The organism is Streptomyces pimonensis (assembly GCF_041380215.1).
GTDB lineage: Bacteria > Actinomycetota > Actinomycetes > Streptomycetales > Streptomycetaceae > Streptomyces > Streptomyces pimonensis.
This window is the reverse complement of the sequence record NZ_JAHWZY010000007.1, coordinates 1-19,810: the sequence shown is the minus strand read 5'-3', so window position 1 is coordinate 19,810 and position 19,810 is coordinate 1. Positions and strand designations below refer to the sequence as shown.

Genomic DNA, 19,810 nt, shown 5'->3' with positions numbered 1-19,810 from the left:
GGCCGGCGTCCCGGGCATCCCGTGATTGCTGGAATAATCGCTGCATGACTGAACGTCCGCGGCTGACCGTGCTCTCCGGCCCCTCCGGGGTCGGCAAGAGCACGGTCGTCGCCCATATGCGCAAGGAACACCCCGGAGTCTGGCTCTCGGTGTCGGCGACGACCCGCAAGCCGCGCCCCGGGGAGCAGCACGGGGTCCACTACTTCTTCGTCACCGGCGAGGAGATGGACAAGCTGATCGCCAACGGCGAGCTGCTGGAGTGGGCCGAGTTCGCCGGCAACCGCTACGGCACTCCCCGCGCGGCGGTGCTGGAGCACCTGGAGGCGGGTGTGCCCGTGCTGCTGGAGATCGACCTCCAGGGTGCGCGGCAGGTCCGGGAGTCCATGGCCGAGGCCCAGCTGGTGTTCCTGGCTCCTCCCTCCTGGGAGGAGCTCGTGCGCAGGCTCACGGGCCGGGGCACCGAGTCGCCCGAGGTCATCGAGCGCCGGCTGGAGGCCGCGAGGACCGAACTGGCCGCCGAGCCGGAGTTCGACACCACCCTGGTGAACACCTCCGTCGAGGACGTGGCCCGCGAGCTGCTAGCCTTGATGAACGTCGTGTGATCGTGAGCAGTCGTTCACCGGTCGCGCCGACTGAATCTTTCCCATCCATCGGAAGGTAGAGCGTGTCCTCTTCCATCTCCGCGCCCGAGGGCATCATCAACCCGCCGATCGACGAGCTCCTCGAGGCCACGGACTCGAAGTACAGCCTCGTGATCTACGCGGCCAAGCGGGCCCGCCAGATCAACGCGTACTACTCGCAGCTCGGCGAGGGCCTGCTCGAGTACGTCGGTCCCCTCGTCGACACCCACGTCCACGAGAAGCCGCTCTCGATCGCCCTGCGCGAGATCAACGCGGGACTGCTGACCTCCGAGGCCGTCGAGGGCCCCGGTCAGTAATCGGTCGGTACGTCGTACCAGCTGTTCGCAGCTGACTTTTGCACAGGCCCGGCAGCACGTCTGCCGGGCCTGTGGTGTCTCATGGGGAGCGGTCGCACATTTCCGAGGTCCGGGGAGAGACGGTGGACAAGCCGAAGGTCGTTCTGGGGGTCAGCGGCGGCATCGCCGCGTACAAGGCCTGCGAGCTGCTCAGGCGGCTGACGGAGTCGGGACACGAGGTCCGGGTCGTCCCCACCGCCTCCGCGCTGCACTTCGTCGGTGCCGCCACCTGGTCCGCGCTCTCCGGCAACCCGGTCTCCACCGAGGTCTGGGACGACGTCCACGAGGTGCCGCACGTCCGCATCGGGCAGCACGCCGACCTGGTGGTCGTGGCCCCCGCCACCGCCGACACACTCGCCAGGGCGGCCCACGGCCTGGCCGACGACCTGCTCACCAACACCCTGCTCACCGCCCGCTGCCCGGTGGTCTTCGCCCCCGCCATGCACACCGAGATGTGGGAACACCCGGCCACCCGGGAGAACGTGGCGACGCTGCGCGCGCGGGGCGCCGTCGTCATCGAACCGGCCGTCGGCCGCCTCACCGGCGTCGACACCGGCAAGGGCCGGCTGCCCGACCCCGGCGAGATCTTCGAGGTCTGCCGCCGGGTACTGGCCCGCGGCGTCACCGAGCCCGACCTCCGGGGCCGGCACGTCGTCGTCAGCGCCGGAGGCACCCGCGAGCCGCTCGACCCCGTCCGTTTCCTCGGCAACCGCTCCTCCGGCAAGCAGGGCTACGCCCTCGCCCGCACCGCCGCCGCCCGCGGCGCCCGCGTCACACTGATCGCGGCGGAGACCGCCCTGCCCGACCCGGCGGGCGTGGACCTCGTCCGCGTCGGGACCGCCGTGGAGATGCGCGAGGCCGTCCTCGGCGCCGCCGCCGACGCGGACGCCGTGGTGATGGCCGCGGCCGTCGCCGACTTCCGGCCGGCCGCCTACGCCACCGGAAAGATCAAGAAGAAGGACGGCCAGGAGCCCGAGCCCGTCACCCTGGTGCGGAATCCGGACATTCTCGCCGAGCTCTCCGGCGACCGGCCGCGCGCCGGGCAGGTGATCGTCGGCTTCGCCGCCGAGACCGACGACGTGCTCGCCAACGGCCGCGCCAAGCTGAAGCGCAAGGGCTGCGACCTGCTGGTGGTGAACGAGGTGGGGGAGCGCAAGACCTTCGGCGCGGACGAGAGCGAGGCCGTGGTGCTGGGCGCCGACGGCAGTGAGACCCCCGTGGCGCACGGTCCGAAGGAGAGCCTGGCCGAAACCGTGTGGGACCTGGTGGCCGAACGCCTCGGGTGAGTGATTCATTCGCGTCCGGTTCCCCGAAACCCCGCCCGCTTCGGGGCGTGGCGCCTCTGGTCAACCCGGCCCGGCATGGGCAGAATGCCCGTGCCGCAGGTCACAGCGCTCTCGCGAGACGAGACGGGGGACCCGTGGCGAAGCGCGACCGATAAACTGTTCCACGGACGGCGTCGGGTGCAGCCCCCGCCGTCCGCCAATGATCAGCCAGCAGCCGCTGCAACCCCAGGGAGCGTTGTGTCCCGTCGTCTGTTCACCTCGGAGTCCGTGACCGAGGGTCACCCCGACAAGATCGCTGACCAGATCAGCGACACCATTCTCGACGCGCTCCTGCGCGAGGACCCGGCCTCCCGGGTCGCCGTCGAGACCCTGATCACCACCGGTCTGGTGCACGTCGCCGGCGAGGTCACGACCAAGGCGTACGCGCCGATCGCGCAGCTGGTGCGCGACAAGATCCTGGAGATCGGCTACGACTCCTCGAAGAAGGGCTTCGACGGTGCCTCCTGCGGGGTGTCGGTGTCGATCGGCGCGCAGTCCCCGGACATCGCGCAGGGTGTCGACGCCGCCTACGAGGCCCGGGTCGAGGGTGACGAGGACGAGCTGGACCGGCAGGGCGCGGGCGACCAGGGCCTGATGTTCGGCTATGCGACGGACGAGACGCCGACGCTGATGCCGCTGCCGGTCTTCCTGGCGCACCGCCTGTCCAAGCGCCTGTCCGACGTGCGCAAGAACGGCACGATCCCCTACCTGCGCCCGGACGGCAAGACCCAGGTCACCATCGAGTACGACGGCGACAAGGCGGTCCGTCTGGACACCGTGGTCGTCTCCTCGCAGCACGCCTCCGACATCGACCTGGAGTCGCTGCTGGCCCCCGACATCCGCGAGTTCGTCGTCGAGCCGGAGCTGAAGGCGCTCCTGGACGAGGGCATCAAGCTCGACACCGGGAACTACCGGCTGCTGGTCAACCCCACCGGCCGTTTCGAGATCGGCGGCCCGATGGGCGACGCGGGCCTGACCGGCCGCAAGATCATCATCGACACCTACGGCGGCATGGCCCGCCACGGCGGCGGCGCCTTCTCCGGCAAGGACCCGTCCAAGGTCGACCGCTCCGCGGCGTACGCGATGCGCTGGGTCGCCAAGAACGTCGTCGCCGCGGGCCTCGCCGCCCGCTGCGAGGTCCAGGTCGCCTACGCCATCGGCAAGGCCGAGCCGGTCGGCCTCTTCGTCGAGACCTTCGGCACCGCCCAGATCGACCACGAGAAGATCGAGAAGGCGATCGACGAGGTCTTCGACCTCCGCCCGGCCGCCATCATCCGCGACCTCGACCTGCTGCGCCCGATCTACGCCCAGACCGCCGCCTACGGCCACTTCGGCCGCGAGCTGCCCGACTTCACCTGGGAGCGCACCGACCGCGTCGACGCCCTGCGCACGGCGGCGGGGCTGTAGGCCCGGCCCCGCGTCCGCCGGGGCCCGGCGGCCCCTTCCGAGGGGCCGCCGGGCCCCGGCGCGTACGGAGAGTCCGTGAACGCCGGTGCACGCCGCACGAGCGGGCTCCACGCCCACGGTGCGGCCGAGCGGCCCGAGGCGGAAGCGCCTTCGGGCGTCCGTCCGTACCCGGGACCGGTCCCGGGTACGGCGCCGCTGTCAGCGGCGTTTGGTAGGAATGCAGGCGTGAGCAGCGAGAACGGACAGCAGACCGGCGGTGCGGAGGGCGCGCCGCCCGAGCAGCTCGCGCTCATCCGGGAGAGCGTGCGCAAGGCCAAGGCCCCCCGGGCCAAACCGCGCACCTGGCGCGGCGCCGCGCTCGCCGGGGAACTGCCCGTCGCCCGGGTCCTCGTCGACAAGGGCGCGCTCCATCTCGACCGCTACTTCGACTACGCCGTGCCCGAGGAGCTGGACGCCGACGCACAGCCCGGGGTACGGGTACGGGTGCGGTTCGGGGCCGGACGGCACCGGGTGCGGGAAGGGCGGCGCGAGGGCGGCGGACTGATCGACGGATTCCTCGTCGAGCGCCTCGCCGAGTCCGACTACTCGGGGCCCCTGGCGGCGCTGGCGCAGGTCGTCTCGCCCGAACCGGTACTCGGCGAGGAACTGCTGGCCCTCGCCCGCGCGGTCGCCGACCGGTACGCGGGCAGCCTCGCCGACGTCCTCCAGCTCGCCGTGCCGCCGCGCAGCGCCCGCGCGGAGCGACGGCCCTCGCCCGGCCCGCTGCCGCCGCCGTCGGCGCCCGCCCCCGGCCCCTGGGAGCGGTACGAGCAGGGCCCCGCCTTCCTGGGGTCCCTGGCCTCGGGAGGCGCCCCACGGGCCGTGTGGAACGCGCTGCCGGGGCCGCACTGGAGCGAGGAACTGGCCCGGGCCGTCGCCGCGACCCTGGCCTCCGGGCGCGGTGCGCTGGTCGTCCTGCCGGACGGAAGAGCCGTGGCCCGCGTCGACGCGGCGCTCACCGAGCTGCTGGGGGAGGGACGGCACGCGGTCCTCACCGCCGACGCCGGCCCGGAGAAGCGGTACGCGCGGTGGCTCGCCGTGCGGCGGGGCGCCGTACGGGCCGTCGTCGGGACGCGGGCGGCGATGTTCGCGCCGGTGCGGGACCTCGGACTGGTCGCCGTCTGGGACGACGGCGACGACAGCCACAGCGAACCGCACGCCCCGCAGCCGCACGCCCGTGAGGTGCTGCTGCTGCGGGCGGCGCAGGACCGGTGCGGCTTCCTGCTGGGCAGCTGGAACTGCACCGTGGAGGCCGCCCAGCTGGTGGAGACCGGCTGGGCCCGGCCACTGGTCGCCGGGAGGGAGCGGGTGCGGGCCGCCGCACCGCTGGTGCGGACCGTGGGGGACGGGGACCTCGCGCGTGACGAGGCCGCCCGCGCGGCGCGGCTGCCGAGCCTCGCCTGGCAGGCCGCCAGGGAGGGACTCCGACACGGGCCGGTGCTCGTGCAGGTGCCCCGCCGTGGCTACGTGCCGCGGATGGCGTGCGCCGGCTGCCGGGCCCCCGCGCGGTGCCGGCACTGCTTCGGGCCGCTGCAGGCACAGGGATCCGACGATCTGCGGTGCGCATGGTGCGGGCGCGAGGAGGACGGCTGGCACTGCCCCGAGTGCGGCGGGTTCCGGTTGCGGGCCCAGGTGGTCGGGGCGCGGCGGACCGCCGAGGAGCTGGGCCGCGCCTTCCCCGCGGTCCCGGTGCGGACCTCGGGGCGCGAGCACGTGCTGGACACGGTGCCGGGGACGCCCGCGCTGGTGGTGAGCACGCCCGGCGCGGAGCCGGTGGCCGAGGGCGGATACGCGGCGGCGCTGCTGCTGGACGGTTGGGCCATGCTGAGCCGGCCCGATCTGCGGGCCGGGGAGGACGCGTTGCGCCGCTGGATCGGCGCGGCGGCGCTGGTCCGACCGCAGTCGGCGGGCGGCACGGTGGTCGTGGTCGCCGAGCCGACCCTGCGGCCCGTGCAGGCGCTGGTCCGGTGGGACCCGGTCGGGCACGCGGTACGGGAACTGGCCGAGCGGGACGAACTGGGGTTCCCGCCGGTGTCCCGGATGGCGGCGGTCTCGGGGCCGGGCGAGGCGGTGGCCGAGTTCCTCCGCGCGGTGGAGCTGCCCGCGCGGGCGGAGATCCTGGGTCCGGTGCCCCTGCCGGTCACCCCGCCGGGCCGTCCCCGCCGGCCGGGCGCACCGCCCCCCGGCGAACACTGGGACCGGGCGCTGGTCCGGGTGCCTCCCGGCAACGGCGCCGCACTGACCGCCGCGCTGAAGTCCGCCCAGGCGACGCGCATGGCCCGGGGCGGGAGCATCCCCGTGTGGGTCCGGATCGACCCTCCGGACATCGGCTGAACCGGCCGGACGTACCACGCCTTCCCGGGGCGGTGCGTCCGGGAGGGCGTGATGCGGTGCGGCGAGCGGGGACTCAGCCGTTGCGGGGGGAGGGTAAGGACGTCGGGCGTGGGTCGTCGAGGAGGGTCGGACTGCCGGCCGTGGGCTGGGTCGGCATGGAAGGGGCCGCGGGGACCGTCGGCACCGCGGCGACCGCGTTCACCGTGCGCGCGTTCGACGCCTCCGAAGGGACCTCGGTGGCCGCCGGCGCCTGGGCGGCGGCACGGCGGGTGCCGTAGCGGCGGTGGACCGCCTGCTTGGTGACCCCGAGCGCCGAGCCCACGGCGTCCCACGAGAAGCCCAGCGAGCGGTCGAAGTCCACGGCCGCCGTGACCAGGGTCTCGACACTGTCCCGCAGCTCCTGGGCGAGACGGACCGTGGGGGCGGGAGCACGTCCGTAGACGACGAAGCCCGTGGAGGGGCCGGAGCGGCGCGGGCGGTAGACGTTGCCCAGCTGGGCGGTGAGCGTGCGCAGCGCGTCCACCTGCCGGCGGACCCGCTCGATGTCCCGCACCAGCAAGTGCAGGCTGGCCCGAGCCTGGGCGTCGTGGGTTGCGTGGTCGGCCATGAACAAGCCTCTCGAACCGGCGTGAAGGGATCGAGCCCGTGTCTGGGGCCCGTGGTCAACTCTTCGCTGACCAACGCGGGAGCGCTCCGCGGGTCACGGGGTGGGGCGCGGCGGCATATGCGTACGCCCCCGGCGGGGGAGCGGGCCCCGACCGTCGTTCCACCTGCGCGCCGCCTGTTCCCGATCCGCCGGGAGGCGGACGTTCGCCGGGGCCCGCCGCCGTCGGCGTCCCGGCACGGGTGTCCCCGGCGCCGCGCCATAGACTGGTGCGCCGCCCGTGTCCGTCCTCGCCCGAGAGGCCCCAGCACCCCATGAAGCTCGTCTTCGCCGGCACCCCCGAGGTCGCCGTTCCCGCACTGGACGCTCTTCTCGCCTCCGGGCGGCACGAGGTGGCCGCCGTCGTCACGCGGCCCGACGCGCCCGCCGGGCGCGGGCGCAGGCTCGTCGCCTCCCCCGTCGCCGAGCGGGCGGAGGAGGCCGGGATCGAGGTGCTGAAGCCGGCCAGGCCCGGGGACCCCGAGTTCCTGGAGCGGCTCGAGGAGATCGCGCCGGACTGCTGCCCCGTCGTCGCCTACGGCGCCCTCCTTCCCCGAGCCGCCCTCGACATCCCCGCCCGGGGCTGGGTCAACCTGCACTTCTCGCTGCTCCCCGCCTGGCGCGGCGCCGCGCCCGTGCAGCACGCCATCATGGCCGGTGACGAGATCACCGGCGCCGCCACCTTCCTCATCGAGGAGGGGCTCGACTCCGGTCCCGTCTACGGCACCGTCACCGAGGAGATCCGCCCCACCGACACCAGCGGCGACCTGCTCACCCGGCTCGCCCTCGCCGGCGCCGGGCTGCTCGCCGCCACCATGGACGGCATCGAGGACGGCACCCTGAAGGCCGTACCGCAGCCCGCCGACGGCGTCAGCCTCGCCCCCAAGGTCACCGTCGAGGACGCCCGCGTCGACTGGGACGCCCCGGCGCTGCGCGTCGACCGCGTGGTGCGCGGCTGCACCCCCGCGCCCGGCGCCTGGACCACCTTCCGGGGCGAACGCCTCAAGATCGTGCAGGCCGCCCCCGTGCCGGACCTGACCGACCTCGCGCCCGGACGGCTGTCCGCGGGCAAGAACAACGTGTACGTGGGCACCGGTTCGTACGCCGTGGAGCTGCTGTGGGTGCAGGCCCAGGGCAAGAAGCCGATGCGGGCGGCGGACTGGGCGCGCGGGGTGCGGATCACCGCAGGGGAGACCGTCGGCGCCTGACGCCGACGGGACCCGCACGACGTAGGCTGGACCGCGCACCCCACCCCACATCCGGAGCACCTTTTTCGTGAGTGACCAGCCCCGTCGGCCCCGCAGGCCCGCCAAGCCCTACCGCCGGCCCGAGAAGGACCCCGTCCGCATCCTCGCCTTCGAGGCCCTGCGGGCCGTCGACGAGCGGGACGCGTACGCCAACCTCGTCCTGCCCCCGCTGCTGCGCAAGGCGCGCGAGAACGGCGGCTTCGAGGCGCGCGACGCGGCGCTGGCCACCGAGCTGGTGTACGGCACGCTGCGCCGCCAGGGGACGTACGACGCGATCGTCGCCGCCTGTGTGGACCGGCCGCTGCGCGAGGTGGACCCGCCGGTGCTGGACGTGCTGAACCTCGGCGCGCACCAGCTGCTCGGCACGCGCATCCCCGCGCACGCCGCGGTGTCCGCCACGGTCGAGCTGGCCCGGGTGGTGCTCGGCGACGGGCGGGCCAAGTTCGTCAACGCCGTGCTGCGGAGGATCGCGCAGGACGACCTCGACGGCTGGCTCGAGCGGGTCGCGCCGCCCTACGACGAGGATCCCGAGGACCACCTCGCCGTCGTGCACTCGCACCCCCGCTGGGTCGTCTCCGCGCTGTGGGACTCCCTCGGCGGCGGACGCGCCGGCGTCGAGGAGCTGCTGCGGGCCGACAACGAACGGCCCGAGGTGACCCTGGTCGCCCGTCCCGGGCGGGCGACCACCACCGAACTGCTCGAGGAGGAGGCCGCCGTCGCGGGCCGTTGGTCGCCGTACGCGGTGCGGCTCACCGAGGGCGGGGAGCCGGGCGCCGTCACGGCGGTCGCCCAGGGCCGGGCCGGCGTGCAGGACGAGGGCAGCCAGCTGGTCGCGCTCGCGCTCGCCAACGCGCCCGTCGAGGGACCCGACCGGATGTGGCTGGACGGGTGCGCCGGACCGGGCGGGAAGGCCGCGCTGCTCGGCGCGCTCGCCGCCGAGCGGGGCGCCGTGCTGCTGGCCTCCGAGAAGCAGCCGCACCGGGCCGGGCTGGTGGCGAAGGCGCTCGCCGGGAACCCGGGGCCGTACCAGGTCGTCGCCGCCGACGGGACACGCCCGGCGTGGCGCCCCGGAAGCTTCGACCGGGTGCTGGTCGACGTACCGTGCACCGGGCTGGGCGCCCTGCGCCGCCGCCCCGAGGCGCGCTGGCGGCGCCGCCCGGAGGACCTGGACGGCTTCGCCCCGCTCCAGCGCGGGCTGCTGCGCACCGCTCTGGAGTCCGTACGGGTCGGCGGTGTCGTCGGCTACGCCACCTGCTCCCCGCACCTCGCGGAGACCCGGGCCGTGGTCGCCGACCTCCTCAAGCAGTTCCCGGACGCCGATCTGCTCGACGCCCGGCCGCTGCTGCCCGGCGTGCCGGAGCTGGGCGAGGGCCCCGACGTACAGCTGTGGCCGCATCTGCACGGCACCGACGCGATGTACCTGGCCCTCATCCGCCGGACCGGCTGACGCCCGCCTCGGTGTAGGTTCTCAAAATGAGTGACCAATTCTCATTCCAGTTGGCCACTGTCTGGCCAACTGGCCAATCAAATGAGACGGACAGTCGTTCGAGGCATCGCTCATGAGTATGAACCCTGCGGCCCCCTCTGTGTGTCTGGGTGCCCCCATGTAACCGTCGGAGGGACGGCCTGACGGCACCATGCTATGAGGCCAGCACATGAGTTGCTGGGGGACGTGTGAGCATTGCGGTCGACTCTGTCTCGTTGACGGTACGCCGGAGTGACGGTGAGCTTGCGGCGGCGCCATGGCCGTATACGGACATTGAAAGAATGGAATCGTTGGTTCCGTGGCGCACGTTCCGCTGGTATTACGGCCAGAAGCATTACTCGGGTTTCTACTGGTCCTCGACCATGCGTGCTCACGTGATTTATGAATCACGGCTGGAGCTGACGCGCCTGATCTATGCAGATTTCTCGCCTGAAGTTAGGTCGATTCACGCTCAGCCATTTTTGATTACGGCGGAGATCGATAAGGTCCGGCGACGGCATGTGCCTGATTTCTTGCTGCTGCGCGATGACTCGGTGCCTATGGTGGTTGATGTCAAGCCGCGTGAGTTACTGACCCGACCGAAAGTGTCATTTTCGCTTGGGTGGGCACGAGAGGTGGTCGAGTCCTGGGGTTAGGAGTATCAAGTATGGTGTGAACCGCCGCATGATGAGCGGGCTAATCTGCGATTCCTGGCCGGATATAGGTGCGACTGGCTGTTCCGTGCGGAACTGCTGCAAGAAATCCGCGGTGCGGACCTAGAAGGAGCGACCCTGGGTGATGCATTTCGCTCATTCCCGAACTGGCCCAAAGAGCTTGTGCGTGCCAGCATCTTCCACCTTCTTTGGTCGCAGCATCTCTCTACTGACTTTGCTGGGATTCTGTCCGAACGGAGTGTACTGAGCGGGAAAGCGGCAACTCTTGTAGGTGCAGGGGTGAGTGTGATGCCTGATCCAATCCACGATCCAGAACAGGATGACCGAGAAGCCGCCGTGTCGAACCAAGTCGATGACTTGGGTGGCAAACGGAGAAGCGGACAGGGCGCAGCACGTGTAGGGGTGGGGACACGGTTTCACTACGACGGTGAAGTCGTCACGGTGGTGGAGATGTTTGGCTCTTCCCGTGGCAACGAGATCCTGGTCAAGGACGGACGCGGTCGCAGGTTCCGACTCTCCCTAAGAGAGGTGCTGGCCTCGGGCCGTGCCCGTGTCATTGCGGAAAACCCAGGGCCCTCCTCAGAAGATCCGGGCGAAACAGCCTCGGTAACTCTTGCCCTGCTCGAGGATTCCGAGCTGGAGACGATTCGCGAGCGGGCGGCGCACCTTAACGAGGTGCTGTACGGCTACCGTTCCGGAACGCCGGAGTTGGCGGGCCCGGGGGAACCACGGCCCGAGTACACGCCGGGCACGCCCAAGATGGATCGTTACAGGGCCAAGGCGGAGGAACTCGGCGTTGGCGTGAGGACGCTCAGACGCTGGATTGCCGCGTTCGAGGCGGAACGTGAAGCAGCTCTGGTGCGTGACTTGCCTGAGCGGTCCACCGACTCGGCAGGAGTGGGGCGAGCTGACCCCCGGTGGGTGGAAATGGCCTTGGAGAGCATGGCAGAGCACGAAGATGACGCGACGCCAACCCAATCTAAGGTCATCCGAACCATTGGTCCCCGCCTCGAAGCCCGCTACGGGAAGAGTGAGGTACCGCTCCCTAGCAGGGCAACGGCGTATCGATGGCTTTCCGAGCTCGAGAAACGCCGGCCGACTTTCCGCCTTAGCGCACAGAGGAACCGTGACATTGCTTCCCGGCCAGCCGGCGTATACGGAAAGTTGCGGCCGACACGACCTGGTGAGTTCCTGTTGCTGGACACGAATCGGCTGGACGTCTTCGCGCTCGACCCGCTGACATTGAAGTGGGTGCAGCCGGAGTTGACGGCAGCCATGGACTGGTACGACCGCTGTATTACTGGACTGCGGATGACCCCCGCATCCACCAAGTCCGTTGACGTAGCCGCGACACTCTTTGAAACCTACCGTCCCCGTCCGGCGGGCAAGGACTGGCCGCGTGACGCGGTTTGGCCCGACCACGGCATTCCCCGGACAGTCCTGCTGGATCGGGATGCCATCGAGGGCCCCATGGCGGATGCCGCAGCCCGTGTAACAGGACGGGGTTCTCAGGGGCCAGGCCTGGTCCCTGAGACCATCGTGGTGGACCACGGCAAGCCCTACGTGTCCGAGCACATCACCAGTGTCTGCCAGCGGCTGGGCATCTCCATCCAACCTGCCCGACTGCGTACAGGACGGGACAAGGGCCCTCTTGAGCGGTTCTTCCGAACACTTCGTGAAGGGTTGCTTGAGAACCTTCCCGGATACAAAGGGCCAGATATCTACGGGCGGGGGGTGAATCCGGAAGGCGAGGCCTTCTTCTTCCTCAACGAACTGGAATCGATCATCCGGGAGTGGGTGGCCTTGGTCTACCACCAGCGTCCTCACGACGGCCTCGTCGATCCTCGGATCCCAGGACTGGATTTGTCTCCGGCCGCAATGTTCGATCACGGTATCGCCCGAGCTGGTTACATCGAGGTCCCTCGCGATCCCGACCTCGGATTCGAATTCCTCAAGACTGACTGGAGGTCAATCCAGCACTACGGCATCGAAATCCGCGGCTGCCGCTACAACGGGCCGGGACTGAACGGCCTCCGCAACCAGACGAGCCCTTATACCTCCCCCCATGCCAAAGGACGCTGGCCTATTCACGTCGACCCTGACGACATCACCCGCGTCTACTTCCGCCGCCCTGATACCCGTAAGTGGCACACGCTGGACTGGGAGCACGCTCCGGCCATGAACTTTCCGGTAAGTGAGGACGCTTTGGAGCTCGCCCGGAAGATGGCGCGGCACAAGTATCGCTATCCGGACGACGAGAACGCGCTGACGCAGCTGCTGGAGCGCTGGAATCTCGGGCTGGGCCTGACCAGGTCTGAGCGACGCGTGGCATTGCGTATGGCGCGTGAGCAGTCGGCTATCGACTTGCCCGCTACTGACGGCGAGGTCGCCATGCTGCCCTCCGTGGCCAAGGTGATGGCCACGAACGTGGAAACGATGCAGGACGAAGAGGAGCCAGAGCCCGAACCGTACGAAGGCGCCCAAGCAGGCGATGACGACGAGGACGACGAACTGGATGTTCTTGTCTGTCCGTCGGACGGTCCTGATGGCGAGGACGACTACTACGCGGATGCTCTGGAGGACGCATGACCGATAGAACGCCGAATGGTGCGAGCCTGCCGCTGGACAACCTGACACTGTCCCGAAAGGAAGGATTTCGCCAACTGGCCGAGGCGCCGAAACGTATCCAGCCCGACCTCATGACCGTTGGGCAGGTCGCTCTGCTCGACGAGCCGGCACATGCCGCTTACAACCGACTTCGGCGAGATTGGCACGCCAATCTCGGGCCGATCAAGACGCCGCAGCTCAATGCACTTCAGGACGATTTGTGGGACATCATCGACAGTAATGTGCAGGATGGTGACAAGCCCAAGGGAGCAGTTGCGGTCGACGCGTTTCCAGGTCTTGGCAAGACCACCGCTGTCTTGCATTTTGCTCAGGAGTTCCATCGTCGGGAAATCGCGGAACTGGGGCGGCTGACTCAGGATGGAAATGAGCGGTGGCCGGTGTGTCGGGTAGGTCTGACCAGTAACATCGGCATGAAGGACTTCAATCGTTCCATCCTAGAGTTCTTTGCCCACCCGGCCCGCTTCCGGGGAACCTCCGCGCAGTTCCTGCAGCGGGCCCTTGACTGCGTCCTGGACTGCGAGACGCGAATCCTGATCATTGACGACCTCCACTTCCTGAAGTGGTCGGACCGGAACGGTCGAGAGGTCAGTAACCACTTCAAACACATCGCCAACGAGTTTCCCGTGACCTTGATTTTCGTAGGTGTTGAATTGGAGGCGCGAGGTCTGTACTCGGAGATGGATATGGGCGGGGACGTGACCCTAGCTCAGACCGCTCGTCGTACCACGCCCCTGACGATGGCGCCGTTCTCAGTGAACGACGATCAGTCTCGGCGGCAATGGCGGGGCCTGCTGCTCTGGCTGGAGAAACGCCTGATTCTCGCGAACAAGTTTCCGGGCATGCTGGCCGATGAGCTGTCGGACTATATCTATGCCCGCACGACCGGACACATCGGCTCGCTCATGACCCTGATCAACCGCGGTTGCCAGCGGGCAGTCCGGACCGGAGCGGAGCGGCTGGATGCCGACCTGCTCAACAGCGTCAAGATTGATGCCGCTTCAGAGCAGGCACGAAAACAGCTTGAGGCAGGACTACGAGCCCGCAGCTGGACCTCAAAGGTCAACCTAGTCCCGTCCGCGACTTCCAAGAAGCAGGCAAGCCGTTGAATGCGGCACGTACACTGCCCCTCCGGGTCCAGCCCGTGAATGGTGAGGCACTCGACAGCTGGCTCGAGGTCGTCGCCTGCCGTAGCAGAGCACCCCTGACGCACATTACCGAGGCGCTGGGCCTTAGCGGACCGGCGAGTCGACACTCATCAGCGAGGCCTCCTTGGACAACTGCATTGGCCGACGGAGAGGTGGAGCACCTCGCGATGGCCTCCGGAATCGACCGGGACTTGCTATTGGCTATGACGCTGGCTCGTTGGCACGGGAGGGCACTCTTCATCGATTGGGACCGCCGCCGCGTCGACAAGAAGCGGCTCTGGGGCCGCGCATGCGGTTCTCGCTACTGCCCGGAGTGTCTAAGGGAATCTGGTGGGCGCTGGCAGTTGTCGTGGCGCCTGAGCTTCACTTTCGCTTGTACGCGCCATCACCTGCTGCTCGTGGATGCCTGCCCCTCTTGCGGAGAGATCCCGCGCAGCAGAAACATCTACTCCGGGACCGCGCTCGCACCAGGAGTCTGTCCGAGTAAATCGAGGAACGCCCCATCAGTACGATGCGGATACAACCTAGGTGAGGTGGATACCCCTCAACTGGAGGCTGATGGGCCGATTCTTCTGGCGCAGCAAAAACTCACCGGACTCGTCGAGGGCGAAACACCCAATACAACGGACTTCGCAGGCGTCTATGGCAGCAACCCTGTCCCAATCGTGCGTGTGTTGGCAGATTTGAAAACGCTTGCCTCCCGCGTGCTGGCGCATGCGCAGGACGATGATTTCGCCCGTTGGGGCCCCACCGACCTTGTGCGCCGCTGCAATTCCTACCGTGAAGCCCCGCTGACTACTTACCGTGGCCGCCGGGAAGCACACACCCGCGGATCGTGGGTTGCGCCCACTGATGCCGCAGCAACCGGCCTGGCGCTGACCGCAGCGCTCGACAGTCTGAATGGTGCTGAGCCTGACACTGTCATCGACCGGATCGCCTGGCTCACCGATCGACTGCAGGAGCGAGGCGAGAGCGCTGCGCACTGCGACATTGGTAAATGGAGTGCGGAAATCTCCCCGGACCTCGTGACCATTGTTCTGGGCGCCGTGCACCGCAGTCAGGGGCGTAGGGCGGTACGACTGCACTACCGGACGACGACAGGCCGGCCGCAGCGACCAGCGAAGGGACTCGCCGTGCCGCGCGCACGTGCACAAAAGGTGCCCGCCAGCCTGTGGGACAACTGGGCGTTGCAGATGATGCCCCGCAACGCTGGCGGAAACCTCCGTTGGACCACTGTTCAGCAAGCCCTCGCGATCAGTGTTCTCCAGGTCGGGGCATGGATCAACTTGCCGCAGGCCCAGCAGTTACTCGGTACTGATCTCAGCCGCAAGACTCTGTCCCGCACACTAGAAACCCTTCATGCCCACGAGGCCAGCGTGGAAATCCTGCGCGCCGTGACCACGCTGGCCGACGTCCTCGATCAATCAGGTTCCCCGATCGACTACGCACGTCGACGCGAAGTCTTCGGACAGCGGAGAGAGTTCATCGATCCTGAAGAATGGGCTAGGATCCGGCGACTGGCCAGGCCCGTGCACGATGCGCGGGCCTATGTTCAGCAGGCGAATCGATGGATTTATCAACGCCTCACCGGAAATCCCATCCGCCAGTTTCCTTCTCCTCCCGGATCCGACCCACTTGACACAGTAAAGAAATATCCACAATTCACATTTGAACTGGATCCAGTCGAAATCGATGGGCTGGTCAAGATTGGTCGAAAACTGTTGTCCGCCGAGGGGATTGTAGAGCCTTTTACTTGGGAGCCAGACGTTCCGTATGCTGTGGCGGTTAACGCAAAGCTACCCGGCGTCGTACGTGAAAGTATCCATCACTCTAAGGTACACGATGTGATACTTGAAGGAGCCTTGAGCGCCTCGGCGGTGGCCAGAAAGCTCCAAACGAGCCCAGCCCATGTGCGATGCATCCTGGACAGGCAGCCGCTCAACAGAAGAAGCCCATTAGCGCAGCGCAACGAGAAATGGCGTCAATTGTATCTCGACGGTCTCTCTGTAGCGCAAATCAGTCAGGTGGCGGGCGGAAGCAGGACGAGGATCCTCAAAGAGCTAAGGCGTATGGGGGTGGAAATCCGTTCCAGGGCTCCGGAGCGCGTGTATGGGCACCTGATTCAGGAGGTGATCCATCGGTACAGCCACCTCGGCGAGTCTCTTCAAAATATCGCCGATGCGGCAGGAATGTGCCGCGCCACAGTACGCAACATCCTGATGCGTGAAGGCGTGCCACGTCGGCCGTGTGGCCGACGCCCTCAGGAGACTTGATGCATCACGAAATCTCGCTACCAGCGTGATAATAGAAGCCGTTTGGGCCGATACGCCACCTCAGCTCTCCATCCTCCCGTACCGCCTGCCAGGTGGTGAGAACGCCGGCAGTTACCAGCTGATCCAGCAGGGGTGGCAGCGCGGCGATAGTAGACCCGCATTCCCGTGACATCTGCTCCATCTCCGTTGTTCCCTGTCCGGTTCCTCTGTCGGTCCAGGCGATGGCGAAAAGGGCGGCGAGTTGAAGCGGCGGGGTCGATCCGGTGCGAGCAGGGCAGAAGCCGCGCATTGCCCAGTCAGCGGCACGGAGCCGGTCGGGGCGCGCGGGATGCTGTGTGAGTAGACCTGCGTCGAGGATCTGAACCACCACCGCGCGCTCATCGGACGGCAGTGTGCGGATCAGCCCCGCGTCGCGCAGTTCACACCATGCGTCCGCAGCGGTTTCGAGGCGCAGGCTGCGCAGCACCCCGAAGCTGAGCCTGGCTTGCGCCGAGACATTCATGCGCAGTGCACACTGGAGGGCGAGCATTCGTGCACCGGCGCTCGTCTCGGCAGGCAACGCAGCGGCGAAGTAGCTCAGCATCTCGCGGACCCGGGTCTGGCTGTCGGGTTCCTTCGGGCGCCGCCTGCGCCGCACCTTCACGTGTCCAGGGGGCGCAGCGGCGGTGCCCAGGACCGTGTCGGGAACGACGGCGGATTGGGAAGTAGAGGCCGCACACGCCGTGCATGCGTCGGTCAGGCGCCACAAGCGTCCACCCTGCTCCCGGACCAGGAGAAGCCGGATCGGGCCGTGGCAACCGCGGTGGCGGGGATGCCAGCTGCAGCCCCGCTCGTGACACTGGCAGATCCGCAGATGGGCAGGGAGCGGGTCTCGGCGAGCGTGCAGGGCCAAATGAGCCACTAGTTCTGTTCGAGCCGCAGAGCCGGCTAGTTGTCCCCCGCGATGCGTGCACTGATGGCATACGAGGACCGGTCCGCCGGGCTCCGGTCGCAGTTCAACCGTCCAGGTCCGCCGGACTCCGGAACGCGCAAGACAGAGCCTCATGGCGGGCGTCTACCTCCCGTTATTCGCTGTGCCGCCCTCTGTCGGGCTGGAGCACGCGCACAGGCTAGTGCAGAGCTCTGCCCTTGAGTATTGGATGTCGCAGACGAAATAGGGCAGAGGTCTGCACTGACAGGGCAGGTGTCTGCACCGTCGGATAGTCAGGTGACGATCTTCCCGCCCGACCCCGACTTCGAGGCCTTGCGTCTGGAACTCGCGCGGCTGCGGGCGGAGCATGGGTGGACGTATGACGAACTGGCGGACCGTAGCGGCCTGGCCAGACGGACGCTCATCGAGATCGAGCAGGGGCGCACCATCGGCACCCTCAAGACGTGGCATGCCCTCGCTCATGCGCTGAGCACTCCGCTTGACGAGCTCTTCGGAACCCTGTGTGGCGACCACGAGCCTCCCGGGCGGAACCAGGCCTGAGAGCCAACCCAGGCTCTGCGGGACGATCACCCAAACCGGCGACGGCATGCGAAGGTATGAGCGGCCAATCGAAGGTGTGTCTTAGTGATTGAGGCCATCCGGGGGATCAGACCAGCCCGGCCGCAGGCCCTACGGCGTGTCACCTGACACCTTCGGCCACATGCACTCCTCTTCACCGTTTCGTCGTTGTGGGGACGGCAGCCCCATCAACAGCCGCCGATCCCGTCCGCTGTGCGTCGCTCCAGACAGCCCGTCCAGGCTCCTCCGCTGCGCCCACCAAAGTCGCTGCCGTGAATGCGGCAACCACATCGCGTGGTACCGCCGAGTTGATGACCGCTTCGTCCGCCTGCATCCACATGAGCTGTCAGTGGCTGACGTGCCCGTCGGCTACCACTGGCACGTCAGCGCCAGCTTGGTGCATCACGCCGGGGATGGCAGCCCCTGGTGTCGGCTGGCCCATGGTGTGGTGCGCCCCGCTCGCGCGGTCGATGCCACCAATGCCCCTGAACTGACCGGGCTGCGTCTGGTGCTGATGGTGAACACGTGTCGCCTGACCGAGGCCGGCGTGTTCACGCCGAACGCACCGACACATACGACGCAACAGCCCGACGATGCCTGTCGTCCTGCCAGACCCGTCCTCCAACTCCTCTACGTTCGCTACCTCGCCGCACGCCCTGTGGACGAGATCCAGTGCGTAGCCCAGACGCTGCACCGTGACCTATGCACCCACACGGTGCTCACGTGGGACGGCCTGGCCGGGCTCTGGAAGCTGGTTACGGCAACTTCCGCCCGCCGCCAACTGGTTCTGTCCGTCGATGCAATGGCGTTGTACGACCTGCCCTGTCTCCCGTACGCCGAGCAGTTGCGCTGGCACAGGCAGCGCTGCCCTCAGCACGCGGCCGCGCTGACCGCAGCGGACCTGGCCCTGACCGATTGGGCACGCTTCGATCCGCTCATCCACCAAGGGCACGCGCACCCTCGTCTTCGCGCTCACATTCGTAGGCCACACGATGGCGGCGATCCGCGGAAGGCAGCACAGCGGTGAGAGGGCGACATGCCGTAGAGATCATCCTGGTCAGGCCGGCCACCAGGGCAGAGCTTCACAAGGCTTGCCGAGCCGTACCGCTCGCGGCCAACGCTGATCGCACCTGTCTCATGACCATGCGGCGGGCCAAGTCACCGAGACATGCGCTGCGGTCACTTCGCAGGGAACTCGGTCGGCTGCTACCCATCGACGTCTTGACGACCCACTATCCAGATGCGTCGGACCACGTCCTAGTCAACGTTGCCCTCACTCCGGCCGTGCGCTCGGCAATCGGCCAGGCCGCAGCAGCTCAGAGGCAGGAGCCCCACGACTTCGTGGCCCGGACTGTCGTAGCCGCCGTTGAACGGGACAGACAGTTGCGTGCTCGGCAATTGACCGAGCAACTCCAAGGTCTCATTGCCGACAAGGCGCCTGAAGAGGTACTTGCCTGCGCGGTCCGTCTCTTGCTCAACCGCCAGCGCTCCGCTTCACCTGCTTCGCACGACGCGGATCGTAACCCTCTGAATCGCGGCGACGCGACCCCCTGATCCCTCTACACCTCGGAGCCTTTGTTGCACACGCCCACAGACGAACAAGTCCACGCCATCGATACTTTCCGTGACGGCCACCATTTGGTGTTGCAGGCCGGCGCTGGGACAGGCAAAACGAGCACACTGGGCATGCTTGCCGCGAGTACCGCACGTCGTGGCCGCTACCTCGCGTTCAACAAGGACATTGCCAACGACGCCGCCGGCCGATTCTCGCGCTCCGTCCTGTGCAAGACCGCGCATGCCACGGCCTACGCGGCAGTCGGCTACCGCTTCGCTCGCCGTCTCAACAGTCCTCGACGGCCTGCCTGGCGGATCGGGCAGGCTCTCGGCATCACATCCCCCGTCCGTATCGGTGTTCACGAGATCAGCCCCAGGGTTCAGTCCCAGACCGTGTTGAGCACGGTCGCCCGTTTCTGCCAGTCCGCCGACAGGTTCCCGGCACCGCACCATGTACCGATGCTGCGGAGGCTCGGAGCACCCGACGAACGAGCTCAACTTGCTGAGATTGTCATGCCGTTCGTCGAGAAGGCATGGAAAGACCTGCAGAATCCCGAGGACGGCGCGGTTCGATTCGATCACGACCACTACCTGAAGCTATGGGCCCTGAC

General features: G+C 68.2%; 15 protein-coding genes and 2 pseudogenes. 15 read left to right on the top strand and 2 right to left on the bottom strand.

Translation table 11 applies throughout. From position 1 onward, the window contains the following. Positions 1–44 precede the first annotated feature (44 nt). The 5 genes from gmk to KYY02_RS09050 all read left to right on the top strand — a co-directional run bounded on the left by gmk (position 45) and on the right by KYY02_RS09050 (position 6,081). Positions 45–602, top strand: a complete 558-nt coding sequence (gene gmk, locus KYY02_RS09070; RefSeq protein ID WP_371237139.1) for a guanylate kinase — start codon at positions 45–47, stop codon at positions 600–602. Positions 603–664: 62 nt separating this feature from the next. Continuing rightward, entirely contained in the window at positions 665–937 is a 273-nt protein-coding gene (rpoZ, locus tag KYY02_RS09065; protein WP_004933985.1) for a DNA-directed RNA polymerase subunit omega, read from the top strand. A gap of 122 nt (positions 938–1,059) precedes the next feature. Continuing rightward, positions 1,060–2,262: a bifunctional phosphopantothenoylcysteine decarboxylase/phosphopantothenate--cysteine ligase CoaBC gene (coaBC, locus tag KYY02_RS09060; RefSeq protein ID WP_371237138.1), complete on the top strand. Its 1,203-nt coding sequence runs from the start codon at positions 1,060–1,062 to the stop codon at positions 2,260–2,262. A gap of 237 nt (positions 2,263–2,499) precedes the next feature. Further along, the gene (gene metK, locus KYY02_RS09055; protein WP_371237136.1) at positions 2,500–3,708 is read left to right on the top strand and encodes a methionine adenosyltransferase; all 1,209 of its coding nucleotides are present in this window, start codon (positions 2,500–2,502) and stop codon (positions 3,706–3,708) included. A gap of 225 nt (positions 3,709–3,933) precedes the next feature. Continuing rightward, on the top strand, positions 3,934–6,081 hold the full coding sequence (locus KYY02_RS09050) for a primosomal protein N' (protein WP_371237135.1): 2,148 nt from the start codon (positions 3,934–3,936) through the stop codon (positions 6,079–6,081). A gap of 73 nt (positions 6,082–6,154) precedes the next feature. Here the strand turns inward: KYY02_RS09050 and KYY02_RS09045 are convergent, their stop codons facing one another. Continuing rightward, entirely contained in the window at positions 6,155–6,688 is a 534-nt protein-coding gene (locus KYY02_RS09045; RefSeq protein WP_371237133.1) for a hypothetical protein, read from the bottom strand. A gap of 311 nt (positions 6,689–6,999) precedes the next feature. Here KYY02_RS09045 and fmt point away from each other — a divergent pair, with 311 nt between their 5' ends. The 7 genes and pseudogenes from fmt to KYY02_RS09010 all read left to right on the top strand — a co-directional run bounded on the left by fmt (position 7,000) and on the right by KYY02_RS09010 (position 16,156). Beyond that, positions 7,000–7,932 (top strand): methionyl-tRNA formyltransferase, encoded by a 933-nt coding sequence (gene fmt / locus KYY02_RS09040; protein ID WP_371237131.1) that lies wholly within the window; start codon positions 7,000–7,002, stop codon positions 7,930–7,932. A 67-nt stretch (positions 7,933–7,999) separates the two neighbouring features. Further along, entirely contained in the window at positions 8,000–9,418 is a 1,419-nt protein-coding gene (locus KYY02_RS09035) for an RsmB/NOP family class I SAM-dependent RNA methyltransferase (protein WP_371237129.1), read from the top strand. 227 nt (positions 9,419–9,645) lie between these two features. Further along, on the top strand, positions 9,646–10,092 hold the full coding sequence (locus KYY02_RS09030) for a TnsA-like heteromeric transposase endonuclease subunit (protein WP_371237127.1): 447 nt from the start codon (positions 9,646–9,648) through the stop codon (positions 10,090–10,092). 180 nt (positions 10,093–10,272) lie between these two features. Continuing rightward, on the top strand, positions 10,273–12,699 hold the full coding sequence (locus KYY02_RS09025) for a TnsB C-terminal domain-containing protein (RefSeq protein ID WP_371237126.1): 2,427 nt from the start codon (positions 10,273–10,275) through the stop codon (positions 12,697–12,699). Continuing rightward, a complete protein-coding gene (locus KYY02_RS09020; RefSeq protein ID WP_371237125.1) occupies positions 12,696–13,844 on the top strand; it encodes a TniB family NTP-binding protein in 1,149 nt (382 codons plus the stop codon). The genes KYY02_RS09025 and KYY02_RS09020 overlap by 4 nt, the downstream gene beginning before the upstream one ends. Further along, positions 13,841–14,269: pseudogene (locus KYY02_RS09015) on the top strand (TniQ family protein); the annotation flags it as partial. The gene KYY02_RS09020 and the pseudogene KYY02_RS09015, both read left to right, overlap by 4 nt. A gap of 147 nt (positions 14,270–14,416) precedes the next feature. Beyond that, positions 14,417–16,156, top strand: coding sequence for a dimerization domain-containing protein (locus KYY02_RS09010; protein WP_371237425.1), 1,740 nt, complete (start codon positions 14,417–14,419; stop codon positions 16,154–16,156). Positions 16,157–16,160: 4 nt separating this feature from the next. Here KYY02_RS09010 and KYY02_RS09005 read toward each other — a convergent pair whose 3' ends face one another. Next, a complete protein-coding gene (locus KYY02_RS09005; RefSeq protein ID WP_371237124.1) occupies positions 16,161–16,799 on the bottom strand; it encodes a hypothetical protein in 639 nt (212 codons plus the stop codon). Positions 16,800–17,363: 564 nt separating this feature from the next. Between KYY02_RS09005 and KYY02_RS09000 the strand changes: the two genes are divergently transcribed. From KYY02_RS09000 to KYY02_RS08990, 3 genes and pseudogenes are all read left to right on the top strand, one after another. Beyond that, complete coding sequence (locus KYY02_RS09000; protein ID WP_356928642.1) at positions 17,364–17,627, top strand: helix-turn-helix transcriptional regulator; 264 nt, start codon at positions 17,364–17,366, stop codon at positions 17,625–17,627. Between the two features lie 160 nt (positions 17,628–17,787). Continuing rightward, positions 17,788–18,672, top strand: coding sequence for a DUF6083 domain-containing protein (locus KYY02_RS08995; RefSeq protein ID WP_371237413.1), 885 nt, complete (start codon positions 17,788–17,790; stop codon positions 18,670–18,672). Positions 18,673–19,223: 551 nt separating this feature from the next. Continuing rightward, positions 19,224–19,810, top strand: a pseudogene (locus tag KYY02_RS08990) (DNA helicase); the annotation flags it as partial.